Here is a 17377-nt window from a genome sequence, read left to right as displayed (position 1 = left end):
ACGCCCGGTCAGCGCTGAACTGACCGGGCGTTATGGAGTGGATGAAGTAGAAAAGGGGAAGATCAGGCGACCATTTGCAGGGCCGCATCCAGCGCGCGTTGCTTGACCTGTGCACCTTGGCCAAACCAGGCCGAGTCGAGGCGGTACTCAGTGCTGCGAGCACGACGCTCATGGTCGACGTACTCAGTCACCGCGTTGAGCAAGCCCCAGGCAGTGCCGCGAGCCGACTCCAGATCCGAACCACGCCCGCGTCCTTCGTACAGTTCCTGCACGCGGCGCAGGGCGCGTTCGTTGGGCAACTGCTCGGGCAGTTGGCCGGTCGGGCTGACTTCGCACAGCACGTTCATGAAGTAGCCCAAGGCCTCATGCCACTGCACCTTGCGCTCAGCCAGCGCGCGCATGCGGTACATGAAGTCGTCCCATTGCGAGACGGCGATGCCGAGCTGCTTCTTCACCACCTTGGGATCGAAGCGGGTGTTGTGCGGCACCTTGATTGCACGACTGGTGCCGTCCAGGGCTACCGTCAGGGTGTTATTGCACACCACGCGCACGGTGGTCGGTGTCGCCGTGGTGGCCAGGGTGCCGTCACAGGAAGTCGCCAGCAGCAAGTAGCCGTTGACCTGATCATTGCCTTTGATCGACGTGCCTTGTCCGGTACGCGCCAGCGCCCAGAACTTGCGACCACCCTTGAGCACGCCTGCTGTCTCCAGCTCATAGCCGGAGACCTCTGTCAGATCGCGATAGAACTCCAGCACCTCGCGCGGTTGTACGGTGTGGTAGCGGTTGGAAACCACTGACAGTGGAGCTTTGGTATCGGAGCGGTAGAGCACCTTCTGTTCAGGAAAGGAATGGATCGCGCCCAGGTGACCGACAGCATCCGATTTGAAATGCACCGGCGACTCCTGGATTTGCCAGTCCATGCCGGCCTCACGCTGCCAGACCTCAATAGGTTGCTTGCGAGGCAGGTTGTTGCCCAGGCCATGCCAGGGAGTAGCGCCGACATAGGCCATTTGTTCGACTTGATGAGCCATGATGAATTTCCTTTGAGCAATAGCCGGCACAAAGCGCTGCGCATTGCGCAGCACCGGCATTAATAGATGAATGAGAGAGAAGGGCAGCCGGATCAGACCGGCTGATTGAAGCGGTGACCGCAGCTCAGGCAGAGGTTGTGGGCCAGCACATGACGGTCGAGTTTTTCGCCAAGCTGAGCACCCATCGCACAACCACCTGCAGCACCAACCAGGCCGTTTAGAATGGCCGATGACAGGGCATTGAGGTTTACGTTGGGAGGTTTGGCTAGTGCGCTACTGGTAACGGCCGGGACAGTGAGCAGGATGGTGCCTGCGCCACGCAGCGCACCGCCCAGCATGCCAATGAAGGCAGCAATCCGCATGGCGGTGAGGTGCGTGGAGACCTGAGGAGAGCCGCAGCTCGGGCAGTGCAATGACATGGTTGAAGACTCCATGGTGGGGATGTCATTGCGGTGATGTGTGACTGAAAAAAAATGGATTCAACGCGGCAGGAAAGTCATCGTTGATTGACAATTGCTTTTACTTGCTCAGATTACGAAACTGTCGCTCCGCAGCCTCAGGGCTGCTGCTAAGAAGGATGCAAGAAATGAGCGACCGTTTTGAAGACGATGAAGAGGAAAATACCCTCGATTTCGATCACGAAGCAGCTGAAAAAGCAGGCTATTCAGGTGTTCCGATTGAGGAGCTGGACGAAATAGCTCTTCGTGAAATAGAGCGGGTTAGCAAAGGCGAATAGCCGGCCAGCTTGATCAAGCCTTAATGCTTATCTGGGCCCGTTTCTACTTGGGTCATGGCATGCGGTTAGTTTGTCTTGGTAGCTGCATGCTGTGAGCCACGATTTGTGGCCCGCACAGTGCTAACCGATAATCTAGGTGTCAAGGATCGTCGCCCAAATGCAGATAGCGGACTCCTTCAGAACTCTCAGGCAGTGCCTGTTGTATCGTTTTTTAGCCATGGATGAGAGCCGCGCATGATTTGGCAAACCCTATATCAGTCGGCAGATGGCTGCGTCTCCTGGCAAGGTAACTGTGCGCGGGCTGGAGATTTGTTAAATGGCTTTCTGCAAGGTCCTGTGTCTGCACGCCTGAATGATAGTGAAGGCAGCATTGCATTGAGCCAGCATCTACGAGGTCTTAGCCTAACTGGTATGGGGCAGGATGCCTTGCAGGCTGTGCTCGACGCAGAGCTGCCAGAAACTCGCGATTGGGCTGCGGGTGAGGCACTGGCAGAGGTAGTGCTGCAGGAGCAGCATGATGTGGTGTTGCCCTGGAACAATGAGCGCGACAAGCGTAATCCTTTTGCATCTCTGCCAGGTGCTGACATTGTTGGCTTCCAGCGCGATGGTGAATCACATCGTCTGGCATTGGGTGAAGTCAAATGCTCATCCGAGGATAAATGGCCACCTCAGGTTATGACCGGGCGAAGTGGCATGATCCATCAGCTAGAGACCCTTGCTGGAAACCTCGGCACCTTGTGCCAGTTGCTCAAATGGTTACTGCCTAGAGTCAAGAATACTGAATATCAGGCAGCCTTTGATTCCGCTTGCAGGCGATATTTCGAGTCTGGAAATCGTGATCTAGCGCTATTTGGCGTTTTAATACGCGATCAGGCAGCCAGCGAGATGGATTTGAAAAATCGCGGAAAGGCTCTCGTAAAGAGCGTGCACGCTCCGACACGTTGCCACCTGCTTGCCTTGTATCTGCCATGGCCAATTGAACAACTGCCTGCTGTTATTACGCAGGGATGTGGAACATGAGTCACTGGCTGCTTGAAGCGATTGCAGAACGGCGTGCACAAGCGCTGCGTGATGCAGACCGGGTGCAGTTCTACCGTGAAATGACGCCGCAAGAGCCTGATTTAGACGCTCAGGCCATTCATGAAGTAGTGGCTGCGCTGGAACTGGCCGTGCTGGATATGGAATTGGATCGCTTTGGGGATGACAAGGACCTCCAGGCGGTACTGCACAGTGCAGCAGCAGATGCTTTCCGCCTGATGCGGGTATTGCCCTTGCCTGAGACGCCGATGGCAGCGGCTACGCACTTGCTGCGGGCATCCGTATTGGCGGTGATTGGTGATCGGGGAGCAGATGCTGCGCGCTGGCTTCGTGCGCTTGATGATAAAAAAGCTTGGCCCGTGCTACCCCTGAACTCGTCAGACTGGGGGGAGCGCTGTCGTGCCACTCTTACTGATGTATGGTTGCGCTTGGTTCGAAAGCAAGGCTGGAGCGACCGTGACACCGTACTTGAGCGGGTGGCTGCTCTGCGCACCAGCCAGCAGGAGTTTGAGCGAGAGTACCTGGGGGCTTTCGATCCGCTGCAAGCCAAGCGCTCGGCGCTAGAGCTTATTGCCATCTACCATCTGGCCAAAGCAGCTGACGTGCTAGCCCACTTCATCACCGATGGCGTGGTAGAGGATAGTTACCAGATTCAGCCGATGCTGGACTCGCACTTTGACCGTGCCATTGCGGCCTGTGATACCGCTCAGTTGCTTGATCTGGGGCCGCTAACGCGCCTGTTGGCAAGGGCAGCCGCTCAGATGGAGGCGAATTCGTTGTGGACGGTCACTCGTGCGGTGAACTCAAGGGTGACGAAGTTTGTTCGCGAGTTGGTCAGTCGTGGCCGTGGTGATCGTGCCCTGTTCGATGTTCTGCCACCTCAGCGCCGCACGCTTGCTGAACGTGGTTTGCTGGGGTCCAGCCGCCGTGCCGTGGTGGTCAGTCTCCCGACTTCCAGTGGTAAGACGCTTATTGCCCAGTTTCGCATGCTGCAGGCGCTGAATCAGTTCGATGACCGCAAGGGCTGGGTTGCTTATCTCGCACCCAGTCGGGCACTTGTGAATCAGGTTACGCGACAGCTACGGCGCGACTTCCAGCCGCTAGGTGTGGTAGTGGAACGGGTCAGTCCAGCTATGGAAGTCAACGGCATCGAGGCTGGGGTGTTGGCCGAGGAACAGAGTGATGCTCAGTTCCGTGTTCTTGTGGCCACGCCCGAAAAGTTCGATTTGATGCTGCGCCAGGGTTGGGAGGAAAAAATTGGTCGTCCGCTTACACTGGTCGTGGTGGATGAAGCTCACACGATTCAGGACAGTGAGCGCGGGCTGCGGCTGGAGTTGCTGCTGGCAACTATCAACCGTGAATGCCGTGAGGCGCAATTCCTGTTGTTGACTCCTTTCATCCAGAACGCCCGTGAGGTGGCTCGCTGGCTGGGTGGTCTGAATTCTGAAGACATCAGTCTTGGGGTGGATTGGCAACCGAATGACAGGGCCATTGGTATCGTCAGCCCGGTAGATGCAGGTGCCGGTAAGGGGCGAAGCCGCGACTATCAGATGAACTTCGAGACAGTTCATACGTCTCGTCCCAGTATTACTCTTGACGAGGTATTTTCCCTAGGCAAAGAACAGAGCTTGGCTGCCTCATTATCTGCTGCAAAGGATGTGGGCACGCTAGCTGCGATCACAGCACGCAAACTGTCTGCCCGTGGCCCGGTGATTGCCATGCACAGTCGTCCAGATTTTGTCTGGAAATTGGCAGAGAAGCTGAAATCCGGGCGAAGCGAGGATTTGTCGGTGGATGTGCGCTTTGTCCAGGACTACGTGGCGGCAGAAATGGGCGTGCAATTCCCGCTGGTGGATCTGCTGTCGCACCGAGTGGGTGTGCACCATGGCGGGCTGCCGGAAGAAGTCCGGATGTTGATGGAGTGGCTTTTCGAGAAAGGTCATCTCGATACTCTCGCCGCAACCACTACCCTTGCCCAGGGGGTGAACTTCCCGGTCAGTGGAGTGGTGATGGCTGCGACCCAGTACCCCTTTGGCCAGGACATGCCGGCAGAGGATTTCTGGAATATCGCCGGTCGCGCGGGGCGCGTTTCTCAAGGGCAGCTGGGTGTGGTGGCCCTGGTTGCCAAGGATGAGGCCGAGGTGGCAAAGCGTCGTGACTTCATTAACCGCAGTACCGGAGATCTGAATTCCGCACTGATTCAGTTAGCTCAGGCAGCTGCCGGTGAGTTGACTGACCTCGGATTGATTGTTTACCACCATCCAGAGTGGTCGAGCTTTCTGCAGTATCTCGCACATACCTATCGCCAGATGGGGCAGCCGTCCAACTTCGCCGATCAGATCGAGCAGGTCTTGCGTGGCACCTTCGGCTTTGAACGACTGCGCACGTCAAATAGTCAGCTTGCTCGCAGTCTGCTGACTGGTATCCGCAGTTACGTTTCCTACATGGCCAGCCCAGCACAGCCGCTGGGTCTGGTAGACAGTACGGGCTTCTCGCTGCAGAGCATCAAGACGGTCATGAAACATCGCGGTAGCATCGGGCCAGATTCCTGGGATCGGGACAGGCTGTTCAAGGCTGGTGACGGCACTCTACAGACCATGATGGGGGTGCTGCTCCGTGTGCCGGAGCTGCGCGATAACCTGAATGCAGTTTTGGGGGGGAAAACCCCCGATGGCGACAAACTTGCGCTCATTCTGAAGGACTGGGTGAATGGCGAAGAGCTAACCACCATTGCTGAACGGCACTTCAGCCAGGAAGGCACGGATACGGTCACTGCCTTGACCAAGTGCGGTCAGAACCTCTTCGGTAAGCTGGCTCATACATCTTCCTGGGGCTTGAATGCACTGCTTGCTATTACAGGATCAGAGCTTGAAGAAGGCGAGCGCAGTCTATTAGCCAATCTGCCTTCGCAGGTGTATTACGGCGTATCGACAGATGAAGCAGTTTCGCTGCGCCTTCTCGGTGTACCTCGCCGAGCGGCACCAGCTCTGGCTCGGGCAATGCAATTGAAACCAGGTGACTCCTTGCCTTTGATCCGACAGCGCCTTGAGGCTTTGCCAGAACAGGGGTGGAGTGCTGCACTGGGCGCTAATGGGCAGGTTTATCGCAAGGCTTGGCGGATCATGGACGGTGTGGAGTAAACGAGGGTTCGAAAATAACCGTCGCCCCTCGTGAGTCTGCTAATAGTTTCTGGTTGCTCAGCGTCGTATTGGGATGATTTTTCGATCACTAAGGTCATTGATAGCTGCCGCCGATAGATTGCCGGTAGCAGCCTTTTGAATGTGCTCACTCCACCAAGCCATCATAGGGCGCCTGCGATCGATATAGTCCGCACGGTTGTAGGCACTGCGCACTTCGTCCTTATCCACATGCGCCAGCGCTACTTCGATTAGCTCAGGCTCCCAGCCGTGCTCGTTTAGCGTTGTACTGGCCATTGAGCGCATTCCGTGGCTGACCAAGCGTCCCTCAAAGCCCATACGTTTCAAGGCCATGTTGGCTGTTTGGCTATTGCAGTGAGTACGCGGATTGCGGTCAGCAGGGAACACGTATTCACGGTGCCCGCTGTAGGGTTTGATTGCTTCCAGAATGGCCAATGCTTGATCTGTAAGCGGCACCGTATGCGGGCGACGTTTCTTCATGCGCTCAGCCGGGATCGTCCAGATCCTTTTCTCGAAGTCGATATCGGCCCAGCGGGTAGTGGCAGCTTCAACGGGACGAGTCATCGTGTGCAATTGCCACTCGATCAGGCATCGAGTGGTTCTTTTTATGCTGGCGTTCGCTATTGCAACCATGAGCTCTTTGAGCTCATCGGGGTGTAAGGCCGGCATGTTCTTTTTCTTCGGCTTCTTGAACACGCTACCAATCCCGGTAAGTGGGTTGGCGGGTATCAGGCCTGAGTTGACCCCGTAGGTCATGATCTCGTTGAGTCGCTGTGTAAGGCGTTTGACGGTTTCCAGGCTGCCTTTAGTTTCGAGCGGCTTGAGAAGGCTGATGACCTTCGGGGCTGTTATGGACGCGATCGGTGTAACGCCCAAGTCGGGGAAGACGTGCAACGTAAGCGAGCGCCAAATGTCTTCGGCGTAGGCGGGGGTTACTGCATCTTTTTTGAGCTCATACCAGGACGTCGCTACGTTCTGCAGCGTGTGCTCAGTTGCGGCCTTTTTGGCCTGTCGATCTGCGTCGCGTCTCTCTTTGGGATCAATGCCCTGTGCTACGAGCTCACGCGCTTCAATGGTCAGTTTGCGGGCTTGAGCAAGGCTTACTTCCGGGAAGGTGCCGAGCCCCATATTCAGTCGCTTCTTGGTGATGGGGTGGATGTAGTTGAAATTCCACAACCTTGATCCATTGATTCTCACTCGCATCTGTAGGCCGTTGCCGTCAGTCAGGGTGTAGTCCTTTTCTTTGGGCTTTGCGGCTTTGACCTTCAGGTCTGAAAGGCGCGTTGTTGCGGCACCCATGGTGTACTCCAGTGCGATTTGTGTATTCCAAAAAATACCGGCTTAGGGCTTGGAATACAATTTGGAATACACGAAGGCATGGATGCGGTCAGACGTCTTTGTACGTCTATGACGCTGAAGGCCCTGTATTTGCTGGGTTTCAGGCACAAAAAAAGACGTCCGTGGACGTCTTTAGATGTTGTAATGGTGGAGCCGGGGGGATTTGAATCCAAAGACATAATTCCCCAGCTCAAATCAGCGTTTCCGGCACTTGGCCTCGGAAAACTGATTTGTAGGATTTCACTCAGTCGTTCAGCAGTATAGGAACCTTGAGCCTTCCGTCAAGAGCGCATCCAAATCGATTTGCACTTCAAAGGCTTAGCGCGGTACAGGGAGGGTGTTCTAGGTTCAAATCCTCAATAGGGATTTGAACCGGAAGCATGTTGGGGGCTCAGTTGACCGAGGTGGCGGCCGAATTTAATCGTGCGTTTTCCTGCGTGGCTTCCTTCAGCAGCTTATCCCACGCGTCAGGCGGATGTCCGCTCGCGAGCATTTTTCGAAACACCTTGTAGGCGTCATCGCTGCTCTCATAGGCACGCTTGGTGTCGTCATCATTAACCCACGCCAAGACGATTATCTTGCTTGGGCCGTGGTACCGGAAGAACAGCCGATACTGCTGAAAAAACTTGGCACGGAACCAGTGCTTATGTTCCTCGCCCAATGTGCCACCTTGGCGGTATTCGGGCTTGCTCGGGTCTTGTGGGATAACGTCAAAAGCCAGCTTGGCGATGGCTGCCAGCCGCTTGGCTGCATTCTTCTTGCGATAGCCCACGGGGTCTTTTTGTTTTGAGAGCTCAACTTTCTGAATGAGGCTTTCGAGCTGATCCAGAAACAAGGGGTGCGCAAATACTGTCCAGCCATGGGCAACCATTGGCTTGCCGTGGTCGTGGCTCATTCATCGTCTGCCGACAGCGGGGCATCCAGATCTATCTCATTGCTATCGACCAGCGAGTGGATGCGTGCCACGAGATTTGAATCTATGGCTTGCAGGTGCTGAGGGTTCGCTGCGATGTCATGTGCAAGAAAACTGAGAAACTGGCCGATTGCCGGGTCATCCTCAGAGTGCTCTGCACGGCTCAGTACGACCTCACCGCTGGGGCGAATCGAGTAATGAATTTTGTCGCGCTTGTTTAGCTGAAGTGCGCGGCGAACAGTCTCTGGTACCGTCGTCTGGTAGCGGTCGGTAAGGGTGGATTCGACTTCGAGTGCTCTGGCCATGATCTGCTCCGGCTCGTGTGAGTGACCTCAAGGTAATGCAAGTGCATTTCTTTGTCAATGCGATTGCATTACCTTTGCTGATTGGTGTTATTTCAGCTCATCTGATCGAGGCGAACCGAGTCAGCCTTTCCGGCTGAGAGAGGTATTAAAGTGCCTATTTTCAGGTAATTCGCTCTTGATTAGGCATTAAATTGCCTTTTTCATGGCTCTCGCCTAGGATTTCGGCATTAAGATGCCGCCATGCCCGATGCCGATATGCACAACCTCACTCTCCAGGTTTTTACGAATGGCCAGTGGCGCAATGCCATGGAGCTCCGCTTCGAGCAGCCCGAGGAAGGGCTGGAGGGGGCTTGTGCTTATGGCTACCAGCAGGGCTATCTGGTTGACTCCCTGGAGTCTGTCGGCAGTCGGCTGAATGTGGCTGTCAGCGCAGCTTACCCTCTCGGCTGGGACTCCTGGCGAGAGAGTAAGGCACCAGCGTTTCTCTTCGACATCCTGCCATCAGGCGCTGCCAGACGCTTTCTACTGAAGCGCTTGGGAGGCGAGCGACCTGAGGGCCTCAACCTGGATCTCTACCTCTTGGGGCGTTGTACGCCCGCACCGATTGGCAATCTGCGTATCAAGGAATCTGTCGAGGCGATTGCGGGCAGCCCTATGCTGGGCTTCACGCGCTATGAGGTTATTCGTCGGGACGCTCGCTTCCTTGAATACGCTTATGAGCAGGGGGCAGCCATAGGTGGTGCGACTGGGGCTGGTGGCGAGGCTCCCAAGTTGCTGTTGACGGAGGATCGCCATGGTGCGTTGCACCCGGATGCAGTACTGCCTGACGAAGAGGCTGCTCAGCACTGGTTTGTGAAGTTTGCGCGCAACAAAGCCGCGCAGACGGATCAGGACATCCTTCGCAGCGAGTACTGTTTTTATCGCGCCATCCAGCAGTTAGGGATGGATACCATTGCGGCTGACGGGCTGGCGTTGGAAGAGGGCAATAAGCCCAGTCTCTGGATGCACCGCTTTGATCGGGAGATCAGCTCTGCAGGTGTTGGGCGAACGGCAGTGGAGTCCATGTACTCGCTATCCGGCGTGACCGAGGCGGGGAGCTACATGCTGCACTCCCAGGTGCTGCGAAACCTGGTCGAGCTATGGCAGGCCGTTGGGCAGGGACAGCAGGTTGAGGATCTGGTGTTCGAATACATGCGGCGCGATCTGCTGAACCAGATTCTTGGTAACTCAGATAACCACGGACGCAACACCTCCATTATTCGCTCTGAGCAAGGTGTGCGGCTGGCACCGATCTATGACCTGGCCCCCATGGTCATGGATGAGGAAGGGGTCACGCGCACGACGAAATGGCCAAAGCACATCGAGCTGGCAGGAGAGGTCAACTGGAGAGTCGCCTGTGCCGAGGCGGCAGAATGGGTAGATCCTGATGAGCTGTTCCAGAGATTGAGAGCCGCAGCGCAGGAGTTCCAGGCGCTACCTGATTTGCTGAATGCAGAAGGGCTTCCCGCTTCAACCATGAACCACCCACGTATCGCGCTGAGAAACCTTCGGCAGCGCCTGGTCCAGTGGGGGCTGATCTAAATGGATATTCTTGAGCGCAATCGAGTTTTGAATGAACTGCAGCAGCAGTTGGCTTCTGGTGAGATCACTATTGGGGCGGCCGTTCGGCGTCTGCGCAAGGAGGTGACGGGGCTGCAGCAGGCCAGATTCGCACAGATGTGCAAGCTGTCATTACGCGCTTTGCGGCAGCTAGAGCTTGATGAGAGCAACCCGACTGTTCAGACGCTGAACAGTGTCTTCAACCCGTTTGGTATGCAGGTTGGCATCGTGCCGAAGGCTCCGCGCTGAAATGAGCTCTTAATCCTGCACGGCAAGGCGTGGGAGCCAAGGCTCATTTATACGCCGAGATCCTCTTCTAACTGATCGCGCAGGTACTTTCGCAGATGTGCCTTGTCTGGGTTTCGGAGGTACTCGGCGGCCAGTTCGTCCCGGATGACTTCTGAGAGGCTGAGCTCCTCTGAAACAAACAGCAGGCTTTGAGCCCGTTCGGAGCCAAGCTCAAGCTCGTACTCGAAGTAAAGCTGTGGGTCGCCAGGCATTTACACAGGCCTCTTGGTGGTCGAGCTGGAGTAGCTACTTTTGGTCAGCGGTAGATACAGGTCGGATGAATACGGCTTTCTAAACCTATCCACGTGCGCCTATCACTTTATCCCGGCAAGCGGTGTATCTCGGGCTCAGCGTCTCCGGCCGCATCGACCAAGCAGGCTTCGCCGGCCACTCGGCCAATGCGTAACGTATCTCCTCCCTGCTGCTCATTGATCTGACCTACAGCGGTCATCAGTTGCTCTGCACCACGTCTTGGTTTGGCGCAAAAGATCCAGCGTGCCCACCATTGCTGACTCAAATCCATCAGTCAGATGTAGCACTTGGAGAAGGATGCGTGCATGCAGCGAGGTTGGGCGCGAGGAGCAGGCGAGGCTCCAGGCAATCTCCTGGGGCGCACGAGGGCTGACTGGGTCGCGAACTCCATTTTATATCGGAAAGTTGTGCTTTTATATGCTCCATGAACTTGTCTAAAACTTGTCAATATATATGTATTGTAATTAAGGTTTGGTGGATTTTTCTGTTATTGCTTGACGGTTATTGGGTATTGATGTTTATTCTATTTAAGCGCTGGGGTGGTGTGGCGGTAAGGTGAATGAGTGGGTCGAGGCGAAGTGGTGGTGGTCCAGGCGGTGTAGGGTTAATAACTTTGAACCGTTTATACGATAGCGCCTGGTATTTCTAGCTAGTCGTTCTACTCGTCTTTCAGTTGGCACATTGAAGAATAAGCCTTGGGGCAAGTTAGCCAAGGCGGGGTGGTTGCACCCTGAATTCAGATGAGCGGAATAATGGGAGTTACTCATGGATGCTTTGGGCAAGATTGCAGCACTGTTATACGGCGCTGGAGAAGTGATGGCCGGCATTGAAATGAGCTGGGAGCAGGCGCGCGAACGCGTGCTGGCCCGAGACCGTTCCTTGTGGATGCGGTATTGCATTGTCCGCGATTGGATCTGGATTGACCTGATCTTGGACGAGGATCAAGTAGCGCTATTTCACGCGGCAGGCCAGCAGCCGGTGCTGCTGTATGCGCACAACGTGCTGTTCGACAGTGAGCGGCGCTTCGATGTCGGCGACTGGGTGCGCACCACAGCCTTGGTGAACTTCAGCGAGGGCTGTTTCTTCCAGACCCGCAACACTCTGTACGTCCTGGTCGGAGACGGCCAGCGCAAGCAGGCCGAGTTCTCCACCGTCATGAGCCTGTTTTGAGCGGGGGCAGTGATGGATACCTCTGATCCGTTAAACGAACCAGTGCGCTGCGACCTCTGCGGGGGCGAGACGAGTGTCCCCGGCTATGGCCAGCAGCTTGGGGTGCTGCACGCCTGCTGGGGTTACGGCGCACGGCATGATGGTGAACGGTATCGGGTGCGCCTGTGCGAAGGCTGCTTCTTCCAAGTGCTGGCGTATATCAAGCAGGAGCGTCGGATACAGCATCTGTTCAATGATGAGCCACTGGATGATCAGGATTTTGGTTTGGTCGCTCGTGGAGACTATTGGGGGGATGTGCGCGATTGATGTTTTAAGTGTGGTTTTGGCTATTTAATTACTCGGAGTAATGATTATGTTTAAAGCACATCGTGATTGGGTGGCTTTTAGGGGTGAGGTCATTCAGTCTGATCCAGGATCAGCGTATTTCAGGGTGGTTGAGCTGGAGTTTGCTTAAGCCCGGTTTGATGTGCGAATAGAGGTGCGGTCGGCTGACGGGGTTTATTACTCGAAAGTTATGCCCGGCGGGATCGGGGGGTTTAAGTAGTTTATGGAGAGGGCTGACGTGAATGAGAGGATCTTATCTGTTGACGTGCAGGTAGTGTTGCCAGTGCAGATGACCGGGCGTGATGGTTGGGCACTGGAGCGATTGATCACGCTTCATGAAGTCAAAGGCAGCACTTTCAGTTCTGATTATTTCTTTACCGTAGTGTCGGGTGACGTCTTTCACTGCGGGGGTGGGGAGGGGATCTGACCATGCGCGTCAAAGACCTGATCGAAGCCCTGTCCGCATTGCCGCAGGACGCGAAAATCATCGTCGACGGTTACGAGACGGGCTTTGATGCCGTGCACGAGCTCGAACAGCTCCAGATTGTCCAGGTGAAGAATCCAATGGACTTTGACGGCCAGTACCAGCTCGAATCCGAATTGAGCGACCGCAGTTGGCATCAGACGCCTGAGCAGCGCCAGGACATTCGGTACACCATCGATCACGGCCAGCGGCTCGAAGCCGTGCTGATTCGAGGGCAAAGAGGGCACTTGCGATGAGTGATCTTCCGGCTGACGGACACAAGCTCGACATCAATCCGCTGATCCGTGCCCAGCTCGACAGCGCCCCGCTGATCGAGGCCACGGAGGAGCAGATCAAGCGCAGTATCTGGATGAAAAAGCCCCGCCAGACCTTACTTTTTCTGTGCGACGGACTGGTCAACACCGACTGCTTTCCGTGGTACTACGGCGCCTTCTTTGTACTCAACTGCGAGAGATACTTGGACGGTCTGTTGAGCGAAGAGCAGTTGGATCGCTTCGTGCGTATGCTGCTGAGTGACCTGAACATCCCCTGCCTCAAAGCCATTCACCCGCAGGCGGATATCGAGGGCCTGGTAACGGGCCTGCTGCGCGAGCGGCGGCTAAACACGCGAGAGATCCTGGTACGCGAGGACATTGACCAGTTCGGGCGCCTGCCGAGCTGGAGCAAGTCCAGTCGGCTGAGCTTCGATCCGAGCACGGCGATCATTCGACTGGTAACCAAGGCGGCACCCTTCGCCATCGCCCTTGGCCACGACCCGGCGACAGTGCTTGAGCAGCTGATGCAGGAGCTGGGCAAGGCCGTGGATCAGCTGTATGAGCATCCGGCACTCAAGCGCCCGTTTTTTGATCGCTACCTCGATCACTTCCTAATCGGCTACCCCGAGTTGTGGTCGGTGGTCGGCGCTGACGCGACCCGCTTCTTGGGCGAGCCGATGATCAAGAAGTACCCCGGTGAAGGCTTTTCCGCCGACAAAGCAGTGGTAAACACCCGCGCTGGAAGGCTGCTTTTTAGGGAAGGCGAAGATCGTTATGGTAGGGAAATGGCAGATCTTATCCTGGACTACCTCCAGGGCTTTGATCCGGGCCTTTTCGACGCCGGTCACCTACTGCTTGATGGCACCCGCAGCCAGGCCTGGCTAGATCGCTGCGCGAACCTTGAAAGTGGCCTAATAACCCTGGAGCGGCTGCTGGCTCATGGCGTAGTGCACCCGGCGTTGAAGCGACTCGACGGAGTTGCGAAAAGGCTTTCAAACGAGGGACGGCAGGGCGTGATCCGGGAGTACCTGCGCCACGGCAGCAAAGTGACGGAGAAACTGACAAGGGCCATCATTGAGCTTGTACCCGAGTTGCACGAGTGGGCCTTTGAGCAGTGCGCTGGGCATACGGAAATCTTGCGCCTGCGCGAGATCCAGGCGCTCAGTCCGGAGCAGATTGGCAGGTTGGACTCTGAGATCAAGCGACGGATCTTGGAAGCGGACATGGGAGTCTGAGATGAGTACAGAGCAGATCGGAAAAGCGAAAGAACACGGGGCCATCGCTGTGCTTTCTCTGCTTGAACATGCTGGCCTTGCTCAGCGGTTGATGATTGTTAGGGCCATGCGTGGGGATGTCTATCTGAGCTATCTCGTTGAGAAAGCAGCCGGGTACATGATGTGCGACAGGCATCGAGAAGCCGCTTTTTGGAAAATGCTCGCTATTCGACTTGGGGAGCCGAGGCGAGTTAGTGAAAGCTATCTGACTGAACTTAAGCGCTTGCGTCGAGCTGAAAAGCGGGCTCTGGAAACAACGTATTTTGGGCTCCCGGTCTTTATCTGCGAGGGCCATAAGTGCGTGAGTCGCGACGACATAGAAAAGCTTCCATTTTTTGATTTTTGGGACAAAAGCTCAACAGGGTCAACCTGCCTGGTGGATGGCGGTGTTGTGTATGTCTACCTGCGCGACTGGATGGCTTTTGCAGAACTCTTCATCAAGACTGGGAGGCATCGCCTCCAGTGAAATGCACAATGAACCGGCGTCCATCCTTAGACCGCCTCAGGGGCGTTTGTATCGTCCTAGGATGCGGTTTGCCCAACGCTAGCTGCGACAGACGTCGTGTATCTGCCATTCGAGCTTGGCCATGCCCCATTCCGCTCCCGAGCATCTGGCAGTCTCGCTACGCTTCTAGCCGCTCTTGTCCATTTGGTCTCTATATTCCATTGATGGAATATTCCCTTGGGGTTATATTCTCATGGCTTGGGATGTCGAATACACCGACGAGTTCGGTGACTGGTGGGAAAGCCTGTCTGCTGATGAGCAAGAATCCGTTGCTGTGTCCGTTCGGCTTTTAGAGGAACGGTGTCCGTCGCTCGGGTTTCCACATAGCCGCGGAATCAATGGCTCGCGCCATGGCCACATGCGGGAACTGAGAACACAACATGTGGGGCGTCCATACCGTTTGGCTAAGGGGCGGCCGGAAGCGCAGCTTACGGACGTCCCGAGTGAGCGAAGCGAACGACTTGAGGGCTGTAATGGACTCTCCCCGCACCGCGTTTCTTCTATAAGACCGAGGTGCCTGTTTGCCGGGAGAGCGTCGATGAAACGCATCGCAATTGATTTGGCCAAGTCCGTTTACCAGGTTGCCGAAAGTATCCATGTCGGTCGGGTGGATCGTCGCAGGCGGCTCGATCCGGAGGCATTCGGGCGATATGTACAGCAGCAACAGGAACCTGTCGAGTGGGTCATGGAAGCCTGTGGCACGGCCCACCACTGGGGTCGCCTGATGCAGGCGGCAGGGCATAGGGTGGTGCTGCTGCATCCGCGCTATGTACGAGCCTACCGCCGTCGCAGCAAGACCGACCGCAACGACTGCGATGCGATCCTCGAAGCGGCTCGTTGCGAAGGAATCCGGCCGGTTCCGGTCAAAAGCATGCAGCAGCAACAGCTCCAGCAGCTGCACAAACTGCGCGAGGGCTGGAAGAAAGCACGGGTGCAGCGCATCAACCTGCTGCGCGGCATCCTGCGCGAGATGGGCGTGGCGGCGCCCAGCGGCACCCAGGCGTTTCTACGCCAGGCCTGCGCCCTGATCGATCAGCCCGAAGTGCAGCCTCTGCGTGGCGCCCTGCAAGTGCTGCTGGGCGAAATCAGCCTCTACGAACAATCGATGCGCGAATGCGAAGAGCAACTGGCGCGCTGGCATGCCGACGATGAAATCGTGCACAAGCTCGACGAAGTCAGCGGCATCGGGCTGCTGACCGCCAGCGCCCTGAAAACCGCCGTTGGCAGACCGGAGCGCTTCGCCAGCGGCCGACACCTGAGCGCCTGGCTGGGCATGACCCCCAACGAATACAGCAGCGGCGAACGGCGCAGACTCGGGCGCATCAGCTGCAAGGGCAACACCTACGTGCGCACCCTGCTGATCCACGGCGCCCGTGCGGCACTGCTGGCTGCCAAGCGCTGCCAGGCGCGAACGCCGGAGCGCCTGACCCGGCTTCAGCGCTGGGCCCTGCAAACGGCCGAGCGCATCGGTCACAACAAAGCGGCGGTGGCCCTGGCGAACAAACTGGTGAGGATCTGCTGGGCGGTGTGGTGCCATGAGCGACGTTTCAGCGGCGACTGGCAGAGTGCCAGGCCCGCCTGACGGCGGGGTGATCAGAAAGGAGCGTTACTTCTTGTGGTTGTGGTGAGAAGTGAGACTGTCGGAACAGGCGAGTCCTGCAGCGGAACAAGGCCGATAACAATGCTGATCCTAGAGATCGCTTGAGCGCTGGGCCCCCGCTGCGCGAACTACAGAATGGCCAGGGTGCTGAGCCCGTGAAAGGCCGGATATACGAATGCAACCGCGCTGACGACAGGATCGAAAAAAGCTTTCCTCACTGCTTGTGGGGAGAGTCCATATACCAATTGTTAGACAGCCCAGCCGTACGCAGAAACTGATGCCAGCGCCGAGCATGGCCGGCGGAGCGCACGGCGTGTCGGTTTTGGCCCGGAAAGTTATTTGTGATGTGCGCATTACCTGAAAGCAACTCCTTTGCTGGCCACAAATAACGGCCCCTACTACCAAGCAACCATTCGATTCAGGAACACCGCGTTGATGCGGTGATTGTGTTTCCTGGCTCGGTGCTGAAAACCAATTTTGCCCTTGCGCCTAACGGACGCTATACGCTTTTGATCCCAGGCGCTCGGCCATTCTGCTAATTGGTGGTAGCAAGGCCGGTGATGATCGCTGGTATGAAATCAATGTTCCGCTGGCTGACCGTCTGTATGACGAGCATCTGGAGCAGCTTCGGAAGGAGGGCTTGATAGATGGCTAAGAAATTTGCAGAACTGCGCGCAAAGATGGCGCCTGAGTCTCAGGTTCGCATCGAGGCAAAGGCCCAGGAGCTGCTGACCGAAATGCCACTCAATGAGTTGCGTCAGGCGCGTGGTCTTTCCCAGAAGGTGCTGGCCGAGGTGCTGCATGTACAGCAACCCTCGATTGCCAAGCTGGAAAAGCGCACCGACATGTACATTTCCACCCTGCGCAGCCATATCGAGGCGATGGGGGGGCAGTTGGAAGTTATTGCTCGCTTCCCTGATGGTGCGGTGAAGATCAGCAATTTTGCCGAAATCGGGACGGACGCATCCTAGGCGTGAGTCTTCGACTATTGGCGCACCCCCCGGTGTCAGGATAGTTGTCGCCTGATCGGATTCACCCAAACTGAACCCCGGGGGCGGAAAGAGCCATGCAATGCCGCGTTACTCTGCTGAACGAAAAGCTGCCCTGC

19 protein-coding genes and 2 pseudogenes are annotated in these 17377 nt (G+C 56.4%); 14 read left to right on the top strand and 7 right to left on the bottom strand.

Features of this window, described 5'->3' with window-relative positions; translation table 11 throughout:
• Window positions 1-62: 62 nt before the first annotated feature.
• A complete protein-coding gene (locus tag ACNFCJ_RS08970; protein ID WP_416770897.1) occupies window positions 63-1031 on the bottom strand; it encodes a DUF932 domain-containing protein in 969 nt (322 codons plus the stop codon).
• A gap of 92 nt (window positions 1032-1123) precedes the next feature.
• Window positions 1124-1450, bottom strand: a complete 327-nt coding sequence (locus ACNFCJ_RS08965) for a hypothetical protein (protein ID WP_416770896.1) — start codon at window positions 1448-1450, stop codon at window positions 1124-1126.
• Window positions 1451-1617: 167 nt separating this feature from the next.
• Between ACNFCJ_RS08965 and ACNFCJ_RS08960 the strand changes: the two genes are divergently transcribed.
• The 3 genes from ACNFCJ_RS08960 to ACNFCJ_RS08950 all read left to right on the top strand — a co-directional run bounded on the left by ACNFCJ_RS08960 (window position 1618) and on the right by ACNFCJ_RS08950 (window position 5945).
• A complete protein-coding gene (locus ACNFCJ_RS08960; protein ID WP_021488266.1) occupies window positions 1618-1767 on the top strand; it encodes a hypothetical protein in 150 nt (49 codons plus the stop codon).
• Window positions 1768-2001: 234 nt separating this feature from the next.
• Window positions 2002-2787, top strand: coding sequence for a hypothetical protein (locus ACNFCJ_RS08955; protein WP_416770894.1), 786 nt, complete (start codon window positions 2002-2004; stop codon window positions 2785-2787).
• Window positions 2784-5945 carry a DEAD/DEAH box helicase gene (locus ACNFCJ_RS08950; protein WP_416770892.1) on the top strand — a complete coding sequence of 1054 codons (3162 nt, stop codon included), beginning with the start codon at window positions 2784-2786 and terminating at the stop codon, window positions 5943-5945. The genes ACNFCJ_RS08955 and ACNFCJ_RS08950 overlap by 4 nt, the downstream gene beginning before the upstream one ends.
• A gap of 57 nt (window positions 5946-6002) precedes the next feature.
• Here the strand turns inward: ACNFCJ_RS08950 and ACNFCJ_RS08945 are convergent, their stop codons facing one another.
• The 3 genes from ACNFCJ_RS08945 to ACNFCJ_RS08935 form a co-directional block, all read right to left on the bottom strand.
• Window positions 6003-7262 carry an integrase domain-containing protein gene (locus tag ACNFCJ_RS08945; RefSeq protein WP_416770891.1) on the bottom strand — a complete coding sequence of 420 codons (1260 nt, stop codon included), beginning with the start codon at window positions 7260-7262 and terminating at the stop codon, window positions 6003-6005.
• Window positions 7263-7692: 430 nt separating this feature from the next.
• On the bottom strand, window positions 7693-8196 hold the full coding sequence (locus ACNFCJ_RS08940; RefSeq protein WP_088177213.1) for a type II toxin-antitoxin system YhaV family toxin: 504 nt from the start codon (window positions 8194-8196) through the stop codon (window positions 7693-7695).
• On the bottom strand, window positions 8193-8519 hold the full coding sequence (locus ACNFCJ_RS08935) for a type II toxin-antitoxin system PrlF family antitoxin (RefSeq protein ID WP_088177212.1): 327 nt from the start codon (window positions 8517-8519) through the stop codon (window positions 8193-8195). The genes ACNFCJ_RS08940 and ACNFCJ_RS08935 overlap by 4 nt, the downstream gene beginning before the upstream one ends.
• Window positions 8520-8774: 255 nt before the next feature.
• Between ACNFCJ_RS08935 and ACNFCJ_RS08930 the strand changes: the two genes are divergently transcribed.
• Window positions 8775-10100: a type II toxin-antitoxin system HipA family toxin gene (locus tag ACNFCJ_RS08930; protein WP_088177214.1), complete on the top strand. Its 1326-nt coding sequence runs from the start codon at window positions 8775-8777 to the stop codon at window positions 10098-10100.
• Complete coding sequence (locus tag ACNFCJ_RS08925) at window positions 10101-10367, top strand: helix-turn-helix domain-containing protein (protein ID WP_088177211.1); 267 nt, start codon at window positions 10101-10103, stop codon at window positions 10365-10367.
• Between the two features lie 47 nt (window positions 10368-10414).
• Here ACNFCJ_RS08925 and ACNFCJ_RS08920 read toward each other — a convergent pair whose 3' ends face one another.
• Both ACNFCJ_RS08920 and ACNFCJ_RS08915 read right to left on the bottom strand, forming a co-directional pair.
• The gene (locus ACNFCJ_RS08920; protein ID WP_088177210.1) at window positions 10415-10618 is read right to left on the bottom strand and encodes a hypothetical protein; all 204 of its coding nucleotides are present in this window, start codon (window positions 10616-10618) and stop codon (window positions 10415-10417) included.
• An 85-nt stretch (window positions 10619-10703) separates the two neighbouring features.
• Window positions 10704-10835, bottom strand: a complete 132-nt coding sequence (locus ACNFCJ_RS08915) for a DUF4113 domain-containing protein (RefSeq protein WP_143492042.1) — start codon at window positions 10833-10835, stop codon at window positions 10704-10706.
• A 588-nt stretch (window positions 10836-11423) separates the two neighbouring features.
• Between ACNFCJ_RS08915 and ACNFCJ_RS08910 the strand changes: the two genes are divergently transcribed.
• From ACNFCJ_RS08910 to ACNFCJ_RS08870, 9 genes and pseudogenes are all read left to right on the top strand, one after another.
• Window positions 11424-11828, top strand: coding sequence for a DUF6957 family protein (locus tag ACNFCJ_RS08910; RefSeq protein WP_143503048.1), 405 nt, complete (start codon window positions 11424-11426; stop codon window positions 11826-11828).
• 12 nt (window positions 11829-11840) lie between these two features.
• Complete coding sequence (locus ACNFCJ_RS08905; protein ID WP_143503046.1) at window positions 11841-12134, top strand: hypothetical protein; 294 nt, start codon at window positions 11841-11843, stop codon at window positions 12132-12134.
• 447 nt (window positions 12135-12581) lie between these two features.
• Window positions 12582-12872, top strand: a complete 291-nt coding sequence (locus ACNFCJ_RS08900) for a hypothetical protein (protein WP_416770887.1) — start codon at window positions 12582-12584, stop codon at window positions 12870-12872.
• Entirely contained in the window at window positions 12869-14125 is a 1257-nt protein-coding gene (locus ACNFCJ_RS08895; protein ID WP_213911776.1) for a hypothetical protein, read from the top strand. Before ACNFCJ_RS08900 ends, ACNFCJ_RS08895 begins: the two co-directional genes overlap by 4 nt.
• Before the next feature lies 1 nt (window position 14126).
• Window positions 14127-14630 carry a hypothetical protein gene (locus tag ACNFCJ_RS08890; RefSeq protein WP_143503040.1) on the top strand — a complete coding sequence of 168 codons (504 nt, stop codon included), beginning with the start codon at window positions 14127-14129 and terminating at the stop codon, window positions 14628-14630.
• 232 nt (window positions 14631-14862) lie between these two features.
• Window positions 14863-15060 (top strand): annotated as a pseudogene (locus ACNFCJ_RS08885) (type II toxin-antitoxin system RelE/ParE family toxin); the annotation flags it as partial.
• Between the two features lie 147 nt (window positions 15061-15207).
• A complete protein-coding gene (locus ACNFCJ_RS08880) occupies window positions 15208-16251 on the top strand; it encodes an IS110 family transposase (protein WP_416771052.1) in 1044 nt (347 codons plus the stop codon).
• A gap of 511 nt (window positions 16252-16762) precedes the next feature.
• A pseudogene (locus ACNFCJ_RS08875) lies at window positions 16763-16924 on the top strand (type II toxin-antitoxin system RelE/ParE family toxin); the annotation flags it as partial.
• Window positions 16917-17240: an XRE family transcriptional regulator gene (locus ACNFCJ_RS08870; RefSeq protein WP_213911777.1), complete on the top strand. Its 324-nt coding sequence runs from the start codon at window positions 16917-16919 to the stop codon at window positions 17238-17240. The pseudogene ACNFCJ_RS08875 and the gene ACNFCJ_RS08870, both read left to right, overlap by 8 nt.
• Window positions 17241-17377: the final 137 nt, after the last annotated feature.

Origin of the sequence: Pseudomonas sp. NY15364 (genome assembly GCF_048068235.1) — a bacterium.
GTDB lineage: Bacteria > Pseudomonadota > Gammaproteobacteria > Pseudomonadales > Pseudomonadaceae > Aquipseudomonas > Aquipseudomonas mendocina_D.
The sequence above is the reverse complement of the archived record's forward strand: the minus strand, read 5'-3'. Positions and strand labels throughout refer to the sequence as shown.